At 70.8% G+C, this 15,866-nt stretch carries 10 protein-coding genes; 3 read left to right on the forward strand and 7 right to left on the reverse strand.

Going from position 1 to position 15,866, the window contains the following annotated elements; genetic code table 11:
• Positions 1-50 precede the first annotated feature (50 nt).
• The 5 genes from AC4F3Q_RS10830 to AC4F3Q_RS10850 all read right to left on the reverse strand — a co-directional run bounded on the left by AC4F3Q_RS10830 (position 51) and on the right by AC4F3Q_RS10850 (position 7,999).
• Positions 51-3,869: a multifunctional oxoglutarate decarboxylase/oxoglutarate dehydrogenase thiamine pyrophosphate-binding subunit/dihydrolipoyllysine-residue succinyltransferase subunit gene (locus AC4F3Q_RS10830; protein WP_491039968.1), complete on the reverse strand. Its 3,819-nt coding sequence runs from the start codon at positions 3,867-3,869 to the stop codon at positions 51-53.
• 343 nt (positions 3,870-4,212) lie between these two features.
• Positions 4,213-5,004 carry an ABC transporter permease gene (locus tag AC4F3Q_RS10835; RefSeq protein ID WP_491039969.1) on the reverse strand — a complete coding sequence of 264 codons (792 nt, stop codon included), beginning with the start codon at positions 5,002-5,004 and terminating at the stop codon, positions 4,213-4,215.
• Positions 5,001-5,966 carry an ABC transporter ATP-binding protein gene (locus AC4F3Q_RS10840; RefSeq protein WP_491039970.1) on the reverse strand — a complete coding sequence of 322 codons (966 nt, stop codon included), beginning with the start codon at positions 5,964-5,966 and terminating at the stop codon, positions 5,001-5,003. Before AC4F3Q_RS10840 ends, AC4F3Q_RS10835 begins: the two co-directional genes overlap by 4 nt.
• Positions 5,967-6,009: 43 nt before the next feature.
• Positions 6,010-7,239, reverse strand: coding sequence for a HAMP domain-containing sensor histidine kinase (locus AC4F3Q_RS10845; RefSeq protein WP_491039971.1), 1,230 nt, complete (start codon positions 7,237-7,239; stop codon positions 6,010-6,012).
• Positions 7,240-7,243: 4 nt separating this feature from the next.
• Entirely contained in the window at positions 7,244-7,999 is a 756-nt protein-coding gene (locus AC4F3Q_RS10850; protein ID WP_491039972.1) for a response regulator transcription factor, read from the reverse strand.
• Positions 8,000-8,157: 158 nt separating this feature from the next.
• Between AC4F3Q_RS10850 and AC4F3Q_RS10855 the strand changes: the two genes are divergently transcribed.
• The 3 genes from AC4F3Q_RS10855 (at position 8,158) to AC4F3Q_RS10865 (ending at position 12,389) form a co-directional block, all read left to right on the forward strand.
• Positions 8,158-9,495 (forward strand): hemolysin family protein, encoded by a 1,338-nt coding sequence (locus tag AC4F3Q_RS10855; protein ID WP_491039973.1) that lies wholly within the window; start codon positions 8,158-8,160, stop codon positions 9,493-9,495.
• Positions 9,492-10,556, forward strand: a complete 1,065-nt coding sequence (locus AC4F3Q_RS10860; RefSeq protein ID WP_491039974.1) for a hemolysin family protein — start codon at positions 9,492-9,494, stop codon at positions 10,554-10,556. The genes AC4F3Q_RS10855 and AC4F3Q_RS10860 overlap by 4 nt, the downstream gene beginning before the upstream one ends.
• A gap of 219 nt (positions 10,557-10,775) precedes the next feature.
• Positions 10,776-12,389, forward strand: a complete 1,614-nt coding sequence (locus AC4F3Q_RS10865) for a M15 family metallopeptidase (protein WP_491039975.1) — start codon at positions 10,776-10,778, stop codon at positions 12,387-12,389.
• Positions 12,390-12,513: 124 nt separating this feature from the next.
• Here the strand turns inward: AC4F3Q_RS10865 and adhE are convergent, their stop codons facing one another.
• Positions 12,514-15,267, reverse strand: coding sequence for a bifunctional acetaldehyde-CoA/alcohol dehydrogenase (gene adhE, locus AC4F3Q_RS10870; RefSeq protein WP_491039976.1), 2,754 nt, complete (start codon positions 15,265-15,267; stop codon positions 12,514-12,516).
• A 168-nt stretch (positions 15,268-15,435) separates the two neighbouring features.
• On the reverse strand, positions 15,436-15,861 hold the full coding sequence (locus tag AC4F3Q_RS10875; protein WP_491039977.1) for a hypothetical protein: 426 nt from the start codon (positions 15,859-15,861) through the stop codon (positions 15,436-15,438).
• Positions 15,862-15,866: the final 5 nt, after the last annotated feature.

Here is a 15,866-nt window from a genome sequence, read left to right on the forward strand (position 1 = left end):
GGGCCGCCCGGTCTGGGCGGCCCTCCGTGTCTTGCGCGTGCTTGGAGCTGTCAGCGGGCGAAGGCTGCGGTGAGCAGGTCCTCCTGCTGGCGCAGGTGCTTCTTGGACGTGCCGGCCGACGGCGACGCGGACGCGGGCCGGGAGACGACCCGGATCTCGCGGCCGAGCTCACGGGTGGCGTGCACGTGCATGAACGGCCACGGGCCCTGGTTCTCGGGCTCGTCCTGGACCCAGACGACCTCGGCGTCCCCGAACGGCGCGAGCGCCTCACGCAGGGCGTCGCCCTCGAGCGGGAACAGCTGCTCGACGCGCACGATCGCCGTGCGGTCGTCCTCGAGCTTCGTGCGGCGCGCGAGGATGTCGTAGTAGACGCGACCCGAGCAGAGGATGACGCGGTCGACGCCACCGCGCGCGGCAGCCTCGGCGTCGCCGATGACCGGCTGGAACGAGCCCGTCGTGAACTCCTCGACGGGCGAAGCCGCAGCCTTGAGCCGGAGCAGCTGCTTGGGCGTGAACACCACGAGCGGGCGGCGCGGCCGGAAGTACGCCTGGCGGCGCAGCAGGTGGAAGTGCGACGAGGGCGTCGACGGCTGCGCGATGAACATGTTGTCCTGCGCGGCGAGCTGCAGGAAGCGCTCGATGCGAGCCGACGAGTGGTCGGGTCCCTGGCCCTCGTAGCCGTGCGGGAGCAGCATGACGAGCGACGAGCGCTGGCCCCACTTCTGCTCGGAGGAGGAGATGAACTCGTCGATGACGGTCTGTGCGCCGTTGACGAAGTCGCCGAACTGCGCCTCCCACAGCACGAGCGCGTCCGGGCGCTCGACGGAGTAGCCGTACTCGAACGCGAGGGCCGCGTACTCGCTCAGCGAGGAGTCGTAGACCCAGAACTTCGCCTGGTCGCCCGTGAGGTAGAGCAGCGGGGTCCACTCGGCGCCCGTCTCGCGGTCGTGCATGACGGCGTGGCGCTGCACGAACGTGCCGCGACGGGAGTCCTGGCCGGCGAGACGCACCGGTGTGCCCTCGACGAGGAGGGAGCCGAACGCGAGCAGCTCGCCGAAGCCCCAGTCGATGCCTCCCTCGCGGGACATCTGCTCCCGCTTGGCGAGCAGCTGCTTGAGCTTGGGGTGGACCGTGAACCCCTCGGGCGGGTTGACGTGCGAGCGGCCGATGAGCTCGACGATCGACGACGGGACCGCCGTCTGCCAGCCGACCATCGTGCCGGCGTCTTCGCGCTGCGACTCGGGGCGCTCGAGGCCGCGGACCGACTCGGTGTCGGTGGGCGGCATGAAGCCGCCCTCCTTGGTCTCGGTGAAGACGCGCTCGAGCTGCGACTGGAAGTCCTGGAGGACCTGCTCGGCCTCCTCGAGCGTGATGTCGCCGCGGGCGACGAGGTTCTCCGTGTAGATCTTGCGCACGGAGCGCTTCGCCTCGATGAGGTTGTACATGAGCGGCTGCGTCATCGAGGGGTCGTCACCCTCGTTGTGGCCGCGGCGGCGGTAGCAGACGACGTCGATGATGACGTCGCGGTCGAACTCCTCGCGGAACGCGAACGCGAGCTCGGCCACGCGGACGACAGCCTCGGGGTCGTCGCCGTTGACGTGGAAGATCGGGACCTGGAGGCCCTTCGCGACGTCGGTCGGGTAGAGCGTCGAGCGCGACGACGCCGGGCCGGTCGTGAAGCCGACCTGGTTGTTGATGATGACGTGGATCGTGCCGCCGGTGCGGTACCCGCGCAGCCCCGCGAGGTTGAGCGTCTCGGTGACGACTCCCTGGCCCGCGAAGGCCGCGTCTCCGTGGATGAGGATCGGCAGCACGGAGAAGCCGTCGCCACCGAGGTCGATGCGGTCCTGCTTGGCGCGGACGACGCCCTCGAGGACGCCGTCGACAGCCTCGAGGTGGGACGGGTTCGCAGCGATGTAGACGCTCGTCTGCTCTCCCGTCTCTGACGTGAACGTGCCCTCGGTGCCGAGGTGGTACTTCACGTCGCCGGAGCCCTGGACGGTGCGCGGGTCGAGGTTGCCCTCGAACTCGGCGAAGATCTGCGCGTAGCTCTTGCCCGCGATGTTCGCGAGGACGTTGAGGCGGCCGCGGTGAGCCATGCCGATGCAGACCTCGTCGAGTCCGCTCTTGGCGGCCTTGTTGAGGACGGCGTCGAGCAGCGCGATGACCGACTCGCCGCCTTCGAGCGAGAAGCGCTTCTGGCCGACGAACTTCGTCTGCAGGAACGTCTCGAACGCCTCCGCGGAGTTGAGGCGGCGCAGGATGCGCAGCTGCTCCTCGCGCGGGGTGCGCTCGTAGCCGGCCTCGAGGCGCGCCTGGAGCCACTTGCGCTGCGTGCGGTCGGCGAGGTGCATGTACTCGGAACCGATCGAGCGGCAGTACGAGTCGCGCAGGAGGCCGAGGATGTTGCGCAGCGTGTCCTTCGGCTTGCCGCCGAACCCGCCCGTGGGGAAGGTGCGGTCGAGGTCCCACAGCGTGAGGTCGTGCGTCTGGACGTCGAGGTCCGGGTGCCGGCGCACGCGGTACGCGAGGGGGTCGGTGTCGGCCATGAGGTGGCCGCGCGAGCGGAACGAGTGGATCAGCTCGGCGATGCGGGCGGGCTTGGCTGCCTCCACGTCGTCGTCGACCGTGTTGTCCTGGACCCAGCGCACGGGCTCGTACGGGACGCGCAGAGCCGCGAAGATGCGGTCGTACAGGCCGTCGAGGCCGAGGAGCTTGTTGGCGAGGATCCGGAGGAACTCGCCCGAGTGCGCGCCCTGGATGATGCGGTGGTCGTAGGTCGAGGTGACTGTCAGGACCTTCGAGATGCCCATGCGCGAGAGGCGCTCGGGGGACGCGCCCTGGAACTCGGCCGGGTAGTCCATCGCGCCGACGCCGATGATCGCGCCCTGGCCCTGCATGAGGCGCGGCACGGAGTGCACCGTGCCGATCGTGCCGGGGTTGGTCAGGGAGATGGTGACGCCCGCGAAGTCCTCGACGGCGAGCTTGCCGCCGCGTGCACGGCGCACGACGTCCTCGTAGGCGGCCCAGAACTGAGCGAAGTCCATCGCCTGCGCGGCCTTGATCGCCGGGACCAGGAGCTGGCGCGTGCCGTCCGGCTTGGGCAGGTCGATCGCGAGGCCGAGGTTGACGTCCGCCGGGTGGTGGACGCTCGGCTTGCCGTCGACGAGCGTGTAGGCGGCGTTCATCGCGGGCATCTCGGCGAGGGACTCGACGAGCGCGAAGCCGATGATGTGCGTGAAGGAGATCTTGCCGCCGCGCCCGCGGGCGAGGTGGTTGTTGATGACGATGCGGTTGTCGACCATGAGCTTGGCCGGGACCGCACGCACCGAGGTCGCCGTGGGGACCTCGAGGCTCGCCTCCATGTTCTTGACGACGCGCGCGGCGGGGCCGCGGAGCTTCTCGACGTTCTCGGTGCCGCCGGCGACGGCGGCGTCGGTGCGGGTCGCGGGCTTCTGCGCGTAGACGGCGGTCGGTGGCTGCGCGATGACGGCGGGTGGCGGCGTGTGCGTGCCGTGGCCGCCGGGCGCTGCCGGCGCGGGAGCGACGGGCGGCGTGGCCTTCGGCGTCGGCTGGGCGGCGGCGGCGCGCGGTGCGGGAGCCGGGGCGGCCGGAGCCGCAGCGGGCGTGGCCTGCGCGGCGGCGGGCTCCGCTGCGGGCTTCGCGGCGTCGGCGGGCTGCGCTGCGAGCCTCGCGGCGTCGTCGTCGGTCTCGGCCGGCTTGTAGTCGGCGAAGAAGTCCCACCACGCAGCGTCGACGGAGTTCTTGTCCTTGAGGTACTGCTCGTAGAGCTCGTCGACGAGCCACTCGTTCGCCCCGAAGGACGCGTTCGCGGGGCTGATCGGCTTTGATTCAGCGTTCGGGGCCACTCGGCGCTCGCCTCTTTCACACGATGTTCGTGATCTTGGTGATGTGATCGGGTTCCTCGACCACCTCAACCCTACGGTGCTAGAGCCTCCCTGGGGGCTCGGATCAGGCCGTTGGACCCAGGTGCTCCCGGCATCGTCGTGCCCCGCCCCGGGGATGGCAAACGACGGGCAAGGAGGTGGCCGTCAGGCACCCAAAGAGGTCTGACGAATTGCCATCAAACGGTAGGGGCGCCACGCTAGTGTGACGAACATCACTCCCAGGTGTGGTGTGTGCCTCGACACCCATCGTCGTGACGCTGGGGGACGGCGGCCCGCACCCGTCGGGCCGCCGTCCTCGCGCAGGTCAGCCGACGTCGCGCCGGAAGGTCGTCACGCGGCCGACCACGGCGAACAGGAGCGCATAGCCGACGAGGACGAGCGCGCCCTGCCACCACTCGAGGATCCCGCCCATGGACAGGGCGTTGAAGAGGCTCGCACCCGTCATCGCCTCGCCCGCCGCGCCGGGGAGGAAGGACGCGACGCGCGAACCGGCGTCATCGAGCACGGCAGGCAGCGCCATGCGGGCGACCGGTTCGACGAACTGCGTGAACGCGAGGAGCGTCACGAGCGACGCGACCTGGTTCGGCAGCATCGCGCCGAGACCGACACCGACGACCGACCACACGGTCAGCGCGGCGACCGACAGCGCCGCAGACCGCCACACCTCGGGCGAGCCGAGCAGCGGGTCGACGTCGCCGAGAGCGAACGCGCCAGCGCCCGCGCCGAGGCAGGCGACCGTGCCGACGATGCCGAAGAGGAGGCCGATCGGCACGGCGGCGATCATCTTCGCGGCGAGCAGGCGCGTCCGGCTCGGGTCCGCGAGAAGGGTCGGCACGATCGTGCGGTGCCGGAACTCGCTCGTCACCGCGAGCGTCCCGACGATCGCCGGGAAGACGTACCCGAGCGACGTCGCGACCGTGTAGATCGAGCGGACGACGTCGATCTTTTCGCCCTGGAACTCTTGCGGCGTCGCCGTGATCGAGAAGGCGAGGACCGCGGCGAGGAACGCCATGTAGCCCGCCATGATGAGGAGCAGGACCCACCAGAGCCGGGTCGAGAAGAACTTGCGCATCTCGGTGCTGACGGCGGTGCTCATGAGCGGCCCTCCTGGTCGGTCGTCGGCGCGGCGGCGTGGCGCTGGAGCGGGGGAGCCTCGCCGACGAGGCTCAGGAAGACGTCCTCGAGGCCCGGGGACTCGCCTCGCAGCTCGTGAAGCTCGAGGTGTGCTGCGTGGGCGGCGGCGCCGACGGCGCTCATCGTCGTACCGACGAGCGTGATGCTCGCGCGGGTCTCGTCGGCCGGTGCGGTCGGGGTGGCTGCCCAGCCGTGGGCTGCGACGAGCCGGGCGAGGCCCGCGGCGTCGGGGCTCGTCACGTGGACCGCAGGGGTCGCGAGGTCGGCGAGCGCCGCGAGCGGCGAGGCGTGGACCATGCGGCCGCGCGCGATGACGACGACGTCGTCGACCGACTGCTGGACCTCGGACAGGACGTGGCTCGACACGAGGACGGTGCGGCCGTCGGCCGCGAAGCCGCGCAGGAAGGACCGCAGCCAGGCGATGCCGCCGGGGTCGAGGCCGTTGGTCGGCTCGTCGAGGATGAGGACCTGCGGGTCGCCGAGGAGGGCGGTCGCGAGCCCGAGGCGCTGGCGCATGCCGAGCGAGAAGCCCCCGACGCGACGGTCGGCGGCCTCGGTCAGCCCGACGAGGCCGAGCAGCTCGTCGCACCGCGCCCGAGACGCCCCTGCGGCCGGTGCGAACAGGAGGAGGTGCTGCATCGCGGTGCGTCCGGGGTGGAAGCTCGAGGCCTCGAGGACGGCGCCGACCTCGCGGGCGGGCTGGGGGATGTCCGCGTAGGCGCGGCCGCCGATCGTCGCGGTCCCCGCGTCGGGCCGGGCGAGGCCGAGGATCATCCGGAGCGTCGTCGTCTTGCCTGCGCCGTTCGGCCCGAGGAAGCCGGTGACGCGGCCAGGGGCGACGTCGAAGCTGAGGTCGTCGACGGCGAGCACCTGGCCGAACCGGCGGGTCAGGCCGTGGACGGTGATGGGGGTTCCTGGGGTCATGTCCTCACCCTACTTCCCCCAATAGTTCTAGATCAACTAGAACTTACGCGCCGCCTGAGGTAGGTGGCGTGACCGCCGTCGGAGCCGTACCCCGCACGTCGGGATCGAGCTCGTCCTCCTCGCGCGACGCCGCGTCGACCCGCGGCGTCCCCTCAGTTGCAGGGACCGCCGGCGTGGGGCCCGACGCCGGACGGCCGAGCCCACGAACGCCGGGCTGCGGTGCCGGGAGCGTCACCCGGAACGTCGCGCCACGCTCGGAGTCCACGACCTCGACGTGCCCGCCGTGCAGCGCCACGGCCCACCGCACGATCGCCAGCCCGATCCCCGTGCCGCCGCCAGACGTCCCCGGCCCGACCTGCACCGGCGACGTGCCGTGCACGAAGCGCGCGAAGATCCGCTCCCGGTCCTCCGGCGCGATACCCGGCCCTTCGTCCGCGACCTCGACGAGGACCTTGTCCCCGCGGCGCCGCGCGCGCAGCCGGATCGTCGACCCGTACGGGGAGTGCCGGATCGCGTTGTGCAGAAGGTTCAGCACGACCTGCTGGAACCGGTCACGGTCGAGCGCGACCGTGAGGTTCTCAGGGTGCACGTCCACGACGAACTCGAGCTGTTTGCCAGCCTCGAGCATCTCGACCTCGTCGACCGCGTCGTCCAGGAAGTCCTGCAGGTTGACCTGCGTCGGGCGCAGGTCCGTCGCACCCGCCTCGATCCGCGAGAGGTCCAGCAGGTACGTCACGAGACGCGTGAGCCGCTCCGTCTGGTGCAACGCCGAGCCGAGGGCCGCAGGCGTCGCGGGAGTCACGCCGTCGACCAGGTTCTCGAGCTGCGCCTGGAGCGCAGCGACGGGCGTGCGCAGCTCGTGGGACACGTTCGCGATCAGCTCGCGACGCTGGAGGTCGCCCGTCGCGAGGTCCTCCGCCATCGAGTTGAACGTCGCCGCGAGCTGCCCCACCTCGTCGCGGCTCGTCGCCCTCACGCGGCGCGTGTAGTCACCGTCGGCCATCGCGCGGGCCGCGCTGCGCATCTCCCGCAGGGGAGAGGTCATGCCCTTGGCGAGCAACCACGTCATCGCGATCGACAGGACGATCGCGAACGGGAACGTGCGGGTCGGCCCGAACCCGATCTGCAGGCCGGTCCACGTCACGAGGACGGACAGGAAGTTCGTCGCGACGACGAGGACGCCCAGCTTGATCTTGAGCGAACGGAACCGGTCGAGCGGGCGCACGTCGGGAAGGTGCGGACGCGGGAGCGACCCGTGCCGGGGCTGGTCCACGTGCTCAGGCGCCTGCAGCGTCGTCGGGCGGGGTCGGAGGCTCGAAGGCGTACCCGACGCCGTGGACGGTACGGATCAGCTCCGGACCGAGCTTGCGGCGCACCGCCTTGATGTGGGAGTCCACCGTGCGCGTGCCGCTCGCGTCAGCCCAGTCCCACACCTCGGCGAGCAGCCGCTCGCGGGTGAGCACCGTGCGCGGGGTGCTCGCGAGCATCACGAGGAGCTCGAACTCGGTCGGAGTGAGGTGCACCTCCTCGCCGGCGCGCATGACGCGCCGCTGGGCGCGGTCGATCACGACGTCGCCCGCGACGATCGGCGGCTCGCTCGACGGCGTCGCCGCCGCCTGCGCGGCACGGTCGACGCGCCGCAGGAGCGCCTTGAGCCGCGCGACGAGCTCACGCATCGAGAACGGCTTCGTCATGTAGTCGTCGGCGCCGACGCCCAGGCCCACGAGCATGTCGGTCTCGTCGTCGCGCGCCGTGAGCATGAGGACAGGGACCGGGTTCTCCGCCTGGAGCCGGCGGCACACCTCGAGCCCGTCGATGCCCGGGAGCATGACGTCGAGCACGACGGCGTCGGGGCGCAGCCGCTCGGCGGCGCTCACGGCGGTCAGGCCGTCGCGAGCGACCTCGACCTTCCACCCCTCCGCCGTCAGACGCTGCGCGATCGCGGTCGCGATCGTCGACTCGTCCTCGACGACGAGCACCGTGGTGGCTCGCGGCGCGGCGCCGCCTGTCGTTGCTGGTGACGTGTGTGCCATGCGTCAAGCGTGGCACACCCCAACTCCCCGGGCACCCGACATCGGCGACCTGTGCTGTGGAGAGAAGGTGGGGAGAGCGCGACGACGATACGATCCGAGACGATGAGACCTCGACGAACCCCGACGGCGGTGGCCGAGACGTGCTAGCCGACTGGCTGATGATCCTCCTCGGTGTCGCCCTCACGGCGGGCACCGCAGTCTTCGTGGCGAGCGAGTTCGCGCTCGTCACCCTCGACCCGGGCGTCATCGAGGGTGGCGCCGGCGACGGCAGGCCGACGAAAGTCCTCGACCGCCGCACCCGCTCGGTGGTGCGTGCGCTGCACGAGCTGTCGACCGAGCTCTCGAGCGCGCAGGTCGGCATCACCGTCACGACGATCCTCCTCGGGTACACGGCGCAGCCCGCGCTCACGCGGATCTTCGAGGGCCTCCTCGAGAACCGAGCGTGGGCCACGGCGGCCGGGTCCGCGCTCGCGGTCACCCTGACGCTCGTCGTCGTCAACGTCTTCTCGATGCTCTTCGGCGAGCTCATCCCCAAGAACTTCGCGCTGAGCCGGCCCCTCGAGACCGCTCGCGTGGCGGTACCGCTGCAGCGCGTCTTCACCATGGCGCTTCGGCCTGTGATCACCGTGCTCAACGGTTCCGCGAACGCGCTCCTGCGCCGCATGGGCATCGAGCCGCGCGAAGAGCTGTCGGGGGCCAGGTCGGCACCCGAGCTCGCGGCGCTCGTGCGGCGCTCGGCAGAGCAGGGGACGCTCGAGGCGTCGACCGCGCGGCTGCTGACGAACTCGCTCGAGCTCGAGGATCTCTCGGCCGTCGACGTCATGACAGACCGCACGCGGCTCGCGGTCGTCGACCGCGACGACACGGCAGCAGACGTCGTCGCGCTCGCCCGCCGGACCGGTCACTCGCGGTTCCCCGTGATCGGGGACTCGCGCGACGACATCATCGGGTTCGTGCACCTGCGCCGGGCCGTGGGCGTGCCGCGTGAGCGGCGTGGCGACGTCCCCGTGGTCGCGCTCATGGTCGAGGCGCCGACGGTCCCCGAGACCGTCCGCCTGGGACCCCTCCTCGTGACGCTGCGCGGCCTCGGGCTGCAGATGGCTGTCGTGCTCGACGAGTACGGCGGCACCTCCGGCGTCGTCACGCTCGAGGACGTCGTCGAAGAGCTCGTCGGCGAGGTCGCCGACGAGCACGACACCCGTCGCGTCGGCGCCGCGCGCCAGACCGACGGCTCGTGGACGCTGCCGGGCCTCCTGAGGCCCGACGAGCTGACGGAGGCCACCGGGCTCGCGGTCCCCGACTCGCCCGCCTACGAGACGCTGGGAGGCCTCGTGATGGCACGCCTGGGGCGCGTGCCCGAGGTGGGGGACACGGTCCACGTCGACGACGTCGTGCTCACCGTCGTCGCGATGCAAGGCAGACGTGTCGACCGGCTTCGGCTGGAGCAGGCCAGCGACCGGCCTGACGGTGACGAGGACCCGGAGGTGAAGCGATGAGCACCGGGACGGCACTCGTCGTCGGGCTCGTGCTGCTGCTCGCCAACGCATTCTTCGTCGGAGCGGAGTTCGCCGTCCTCTCCGCGCGGCGCAGCTCGATCGAGCCTCTCGCCGAGGCCGGCGACCGCCGCGCGCGCACGGTCCTGTGGGCGATGGAGCACGTCTCCCTCATGCTCGCGGCAGCCCAGCTCGGCGTCACGGTGTGCTCGATCGGGCTCGGAGTCGTCGCCGAGCCTGCGGTCGCGCACCTGATCGAGGTGCCCTTGCGCGCCGCAGGTGTCCCCGACGGGTGGCAGCACCCGATCGCGCTCGTCGTCGCTCTGTCGATCGTCGTCTACCTGCACGTCGTGCTCGGCGAGATGGTCCCCAAGAACATGGCGGTCTCCGGGCCCGACAAGGCTGTCATGTGGTTCGGCCCACCGCTCGTGTGGGTCGGGCGCGTCCTCAAGCCGGTGATCGTCGTCCTCAACTGGATCGCCAACCAGGCGGTGCGGCTGTCCGGCGTCGACCCGAAGGACGAGGTCGCGTCCGCGTTCACCGCCGCCGAGGTCCAGTCGATCGTGCTGCGCTCCCAGAAGGAGGGCGTGCTCGTCGACGAGCAGGGCCTGCTCTCCGGAGCGATCGAGTTCTCGGAGCGCCTGGCCGGCGAGGTGATGGTCCCCATCGAGGACCTGGTGACGACTGCGCCGGACGCGACGCCCGACGACGTGGAGGGCCTCGTCGCGCGGACAGGCTTCTCCCGGTTCCCCGTCGCCGCCCCCGGCGTCGGGGCGGACGGCGAGGCGCGGCTGAGAGTCGTGGGCTACCTGCACCTCAAGGACGTGCTCTATGCGCACGGCCCCGAGCGGGCGACGCCCGTGCCGGGCTGGCGCGTGCGTGCGCTCGCGGGCGTCGGGCCGCACGACGAGATCGAGGCGGTGCTCGCCGCGATGCAGAGGTCGGGCGCGCACCTCGCGATCGTCGAGGAGGGCGGGGAGCAGCAGGGCGTCGTCTTCCTCGAGGACATCCTCGAGGAGCTCGTGGGCGAGGTGCGCGACGCGATGCAGCGGCGCGGGATCTGAGCCACGACCTGTGACACCTGGTGACAAATGAGACATACGTCGTACTTCCTGGCCAGGTCTTGGATCCGGACCCCGGGTGACGTTATGGTTCCGTTATCGTCCATGAGGTGAACGGACGATCCCGTCCTGCCGACACACAAGAGACAGGACGTTTCTGTGCCCGCTCGGCTTGCGCCGACGGGACCTGAGTCAGGCAGTGCGAGTACGCGAGGAGGTGTGATGGAGTCGCAGGACCAGGCCACGGCGCCGACCCTCCAGACGCGCCGTGCGCGCCGCGAAGCGGCACTTGCAGCCCTCGAGTCCTCGCCCGTCACGATGTCGGTTCCCGACAGCTCCGTCCCTGGCGCTGTTCGCACACCCGCCCCCCACGCCGCTCCGTCACGGCCCGACGGCACGTTCCCGCCGACGTTCGACGCGCACCGCGAGCCGCCCGTGTCGCCGCTGCGCACGACCAGCGGTTCCCGGATGACCGGACCGGCCCCCCACGCTGCGCTCGGCCGCCCCGCACAGCGCGCGGCTGCGCCGCACGCCTCGTCGCCGTCCGTCGTCGCGGACCCCGAGAGCCTTGCCCGGCTCGCGGCGTTCAGCGAGATCGCCGAGCTCCGCCGTGCGCGCGAGAGCCGTACCCGCGACCTCGCGCCTGCGGCCCACCAGTCCACGCCGCGCAGCAGCGCGCCCTCGCGTCCCGGCGTGGCGGCTGCGGCACGTCCCGTCGTTCCGCAGCCCGTCGTCGTCCCGTCGCTCGAGCCCGACGAACAGCCGGTCGCCCTGCGCCCCGCTGCTCCCGTCACGCAGTCCCGGCCGACCGCGCCAGCCGCCGCCCAGCTCGCGCGGCCGCAGGTCGCCGCGACCTTGGCCCAGCCCGTCCTCCCGGACCCGGTAGCAGCGGCCCCCGCGAGCGAGGCCCTCGCGGCCCCGGTCCTCGCAGCAGCCACCCCCGCAGCAGCGACCACGTCCGACGTCCCGTCCGGTCCGCTCGCCGCACCTGCCGAGACGCCCGGCGATCCGGCGGTCACCTCCAGCGCCGCCGCCTGTGCGCCGATGAGCCGGCGGGCGACCGTCGAGGCGCGTCGCGCTGCCGCGGGCAAGAAGCCGCGCTCCGCAGGTTCGTCGTTCCACCGGCCCGCTGGACGCGCGCACAAGGGCGGCTGGGTCGCTCGTGCAGGCATCCTCGCGGCACTAGGGATCACGACGATCGCCGTGCCCCTCGCGAACGCCTCGCAGCAGGGCGCTTCGGCGACGTCCGTCCCGCTCGTCGCCGAGGGGCGCAGCACGCTCGACGTCATCACCTCGAGCTCGAGCTCCGCCGCCGCGACCGAGGCGGTCATCGTCGCCGAGGGCGGCACGCTCGCCGGGCGCGACGCAGCCGTCGCCTCACGCGGCTCCGCCCGTGACACCCTGGCGGGTTGCGACCTGACCACGACGGTCCGCAGCGAGAACGGTCACCTGCGCAACGACGAGCTGTGCGACCTGACGCAGTCCGGACACCGCCTCCAGCCGTACGCAGCCGTCGCGTTCGACGCGCTCAACGACGCCTACCGCGCGAAGTTCGGCACGGACATCTGCCTGACCGACTCGTACCGCAGCCTCGCGGGCCAGTACTCGGTCGCTCGGACCAAGCCGGGCTTGTCGGCCCGCCCGGGCACCTCGCAGCACGGCCTCGGCCTCGCGGTCGACATGTGCAAGCCGGCGTACTCGTCGACCCAGCGCTGGAACTGGTTGAAGGCCAACGGCCCGACGTACGGCTGGGACAACCCGGCATGGGCCCGGGCCGGGTCTTCCGGCAAGTACGAGCCCTGGCACTGGGAGTACTTCCCGCTCGTCGAGTACTGAGCACCTCCACACCTCACGAGAGGCCCCGCCCGATGGGCGGGGCCTCTCGTCGTCGTGGGGCACGGCGCGTCCCGGGTACGCAGAAGGCGCCCCGTCGGTGACGGGGCGCCTTCTGGTGCGCGAGCTACTTCTTGGCGGCCTTGCGGGGCGCCTTGCCCTTCGGGGTCTCGTCAGAGCCGCTCTCGACCGCAGCAGCGGTCACGGAGCGACGTCCGGCGCGGACCTCCTCGAACGAGGTGCCGTAGTACGCGGCCTCCATGAGGGTCTTCATGTCGTCGAGCATCGGCATGCGCGGGTTGGCCGGCGCGCACTGGTCCTCGTAGGCACCCATGGCGAGCTTGTCGAGGCTGCCGATGAAGTCCTCCTCGGCGACACCCTGAGCCTGGAACGAGCGCGGGATGCCGACCTTGTCGCGGAGCTCCTCGACGGCGCGTGCGTAGGACTCGACGCCCTCCGCTGGGGTGCTCGCGGGGAGACCAAGGTGCTTGGCGATCTCCTGGAAGCGCTCCGGGGCGACGTAGTGCTCGTACTTCGGCCAGCTCGTGAGCTTGGTCGGGACAGTGCCGTTGTAGCGGATCACGTGCGGCAGGTACGTCGCATTGGTGCGCCCGTGGATCAGGTGGAACGTCGACCCGGTGACGTGAGCCATCGCGTGCACGATGCCGAGGAACGCGTTGCCGAACGCCATGCCGGCGATCGTCGCGGCGTTGTGCATCTTCTCGCGCGCCTTGACGGTGCGCTCGTCGGTGGCACCCGGGCCGCCGACGACCGACGCCTCGATGTTCTCGAAGATCAGCTTGATCGCGTGGAGGCACAGACCGTCGGTGTAGTCGTTCGCGTAGACGGAGACGAACGCCTCGGTCGCGTGCGTCAGAGCGTCGAAGCCCGAGTCGGCAGCGAGGAAGCCGGGCATCATCGCAGTCAGCGCCGGGTCGACGATCGCGACGGTCGGCGTGAGCGCGTAGTCGGCGAGCGGGTACTTCTTGCCGGACTCCTGGTCGGTGATGACCGCGAACGGCGTCATCTCCGAGCCGGTGCCCGAGGTGGTCGGGATGCAGACGAGCTTCGCCTTGTCGCCGAGCTCGGGGAACTTGAACGCGCGCTTGCGGACGTCGAAGAACTTCTCCTTCATGTCGGCGAAGTTGATCTCCGGGTGCTCGTAGAGCAGCCACATGACCTTGGCGGCGTCCATGGGCGAGCCACCACCGAGCGCGATGATCGTGTCGGGGGCGAACTGGCGCATGAGCTCGGCGCCGTGCTGGACGGAGTCGACGGTCGGCTCGGGCTTGACGTCGTCGATGATCTGCAGCGCGATGCGCTGGCCGCGACGGTTGAGCACGTCGAGGATCTTGTCGACGAAGCCGAGACGGGTCATCGTCGTGTCGGTGACGATCGTGACGCGCTCGATGCCGCGCATGTCCGTGAGATAACGGATGGCGTTCGGCTCGAAGTACGTCTTCGCGGGAACCTTGAACCACTGCAAGTTGTTGTTCCTCCGCCCGATGCGCTTGATGTTGACGAGGTTGATCGCGGACACGTTGTTCGAGACCGAGTTGTGGCCGTACGAGCCGCAGCCGAGCGTCAGGGACGGGATGAACGCGTTGTAGATGTCACCGATGCCGCCGAGCGAGGACGGGGCGTTGGTGATGATGCGGACCGCCTTGATGCGCGACCCGAACTCGTCGATGATCTCCTTGTTCTCGGAGTGGATCGAGCCCGAGTGGCCCAGACCGTCGAACTCGACCATCTGCTCGGAGAGGCGGATGCCCTCCTCGGCGCCGTCGGCGCGCAGCACGGCGAGGACGGGGCAGAGCTTCTCGCGGGTGAGGGGCTCGTTCACGCCGACCTCGGACACCTCGGCGAGGATGATCGACGTGTCCTCGGGGACGGAGAAGCCGGCGTTCTCGGCGATCCACTGCGGGGTCTTGCCGACGACGGTCGGGTTGAGCTTCGCGCCGGCGCAGTTCTCGCCACCGGCGGTCACGCCGAAGATGAACTCCTCGAGCATGGCCTTCTCGGCGGGGGTCGCGCGGTAGGCGTGGAGGGTCGCGAACTCGGCCATGGCCTCGTCGTAGATGGGGGCGTCGAGGATGACGGCCTGCTCGGAGGCGCAGATCATGCCGTTGTCGAACGCCTTGGAGAGGACGACGTCGTTGACGGCGCGCTTGAGCTTGGCGGAGCGCTCGATGAAGGCGGGGACGTTGCCCGCGCCGACGCCGAGGGCCGGCTTGCCGCACGAGTAGGCGGCGCGGACCATCGCGTTACCACCGGTCGCGAGGATGAGCGCGATGCCGGAGTGGTTCATGAGGAGGTTGGTGGCCTCGAGGGACGGCTCCTCGACCCACTGGATGCAGTTCTCCGGGGCGCCGGCTGCGATGGCTGCGTCGCGCACGACCTTGGCGGCGGCGACGGAGCACTGCTGCGCGCTCGGGTGGAAGCCGAAGACGATCGGGTTGCGGGTCTTCAGGGCGATGAGCGCCTTGAAGATCGCGGTCGACGTCGGGTTGGTGACCGGCGTGACGCCGCAGATGACACCGACGGGCTCGGCGATCTCGGTGATGCCCGTGATCTCGTCGCGGTTGATGACGCCGACGGTACGCAGGCTGAGCATCGAGTTGGTGACGTGCTCGCACGCGAAGATGTTCTTCACGGCCTTGTCCTCGAACACACCGCGGCCGGTCTCGGCGACGGCCTTGACGGCGAGCTCGCCGTGCTCGGAGAGCGCGGCGACCGAGGCCTTCTTGACGATGTGGTCGACCTGCTCCTGGTCGAGCTTGAGGAAGGCGGTCAGCGCCTCCTGGCCGCGGGCGACGAGTGCGTCGATCTTCGCGGCGACCGACGACTGCTCGGCGGCGGGCGTGGCCTGGGTGGTACTCATCTGAGGTCCCCTTCGATGTCGGGTTCGCGTGCCTTGTTGTGGTGCGCTTGTGATCTTGTGCACAAGGCTACGGCGCATCTCGGGCCCGGTCCCATGTCAAAGGTCCCACCTTTTGTCCTGTATTTCCGCAGGTCAAAGGTGGTGTGGAGGCAAACGTCCCAGACGGGTCTAGCGCTGCTCGCCGCTGGTCCCTGCGTCACGACGTCGAACACGCTCGCGGCGGACAGCCTGAGCCGCGATCGAGGCGACGACGAGCGACGCCGCGTTCTGAGCGGACGCCGCCACGACGAGCTGGGCGCGCGACACCTCGATGCAGCGCTCCGCCATGGGCTGCGCCGTGGGCTCGAACGCGCTCGGGCTCCAGTCCCGGACGATCTCGAGCGCCGATGGCCCGCACGGTTCCCCGGCCAGGTTCCCCCCGACGACCAGACCCCCTGTGGCGATCAGGACGAGGAGGTACACGACGCCGGTCCGCACGACGACCGGGCGTCGCTCCGGCGCGACAACCCGGTGCACGAGCACGGTCGCGCCGATGATGACGGCCGAGATCACGTAGGAGATCCCCATGTAGACCTGTATGCCCGTCGCCCCCATGCAGC

The organism is Flavimobilis sp. BM9 (genome assembly GCF_058313055.1).